Origin of the sequence: Streptomyces sp. x-80, from assembly GCF_046549095.1 — a bacterium.
Lineage (GTDB): Bacteria > Actinomycetota > Actinomycetes > Streptomycetales > Streptomycetaceae > Streptomyces > Streptomyces celluloflavus.
In genome coordinates this window covers 1-643 of sequence record NZ_JAJPWM010000076.1, presented here as the reverse complement: position 1 = coordinate 643, position 643 = coordinate 1, and the positions used below count along the sequence as shown (strand labels likewise).

General features: G+C 66.4%; 1 protein-coding gene. It reads left to right on the top strand.

Going from position 1 to position 643, the window contains the following annotated elements; translation table 11 throughout:
• Window positions 1-643, top strand: a 643-nt coding sequence (locus ACLJWH_RS41965; protein WP_411147074.1) for a penicillin-binding transpeptidase domain-containing protein, incomplete at both ends; no start/stop codon positions are given.

Below are 643 nucleotides of genomic sequence, written 5' to 3'. Positions count from 1 at the left end.
AGGTCGGCAACGACATCCCGTCCGCGCCCTGCGACAAGGCGTCGCTGAAGACCGGTATGCAGTGGTCCTGCAACAACGTCTTCCTGGACGCCGCGCACAAGATCGGCACGGACAAGATGCGCGAGACGGCGGAGAAGTTCGGTTTCAACAAGGAGCAGTTCACGCCCGTCCGCTCGGCGGAGAGCCTCTACCCCGCCAAGCTCGACCAGCCGCAGACTGCGCTGACCGGTATGGGCCAGGGCAGCCTGACCAGCACCCCGCTCCAGATGGCCATGGTCACCGCCGGGCTCGCCAACAACGGCAAGCTGATGAAGCCGTACATGGTCGAGGAACTGCGCGGCCCCGACCTCTCCGCGATCGAGAAGTTCGAGCCGGCCCCGCTGAACCCGAAGGACCCGCAGGCCGTCTCCGAGGACACCGCGAAGAAGGTGCAGGAGATGATGGAGTACACCGTCTCGGACGGCACCGCCTCGAAGGCGAAGATCGACGGCGTCACGGTCGGCGGCAAGACCGGCACCGCCCAGCACGGCGCCGACGTCAAGGACGAGCGCCCCTACGCCTGGTTCGTCTCCTACGCCAAGGACAAGGACGGCAGCTCCCCGATCGCGGTCGCCGTCTTCGTGGACCCCAAGGACATGGACAT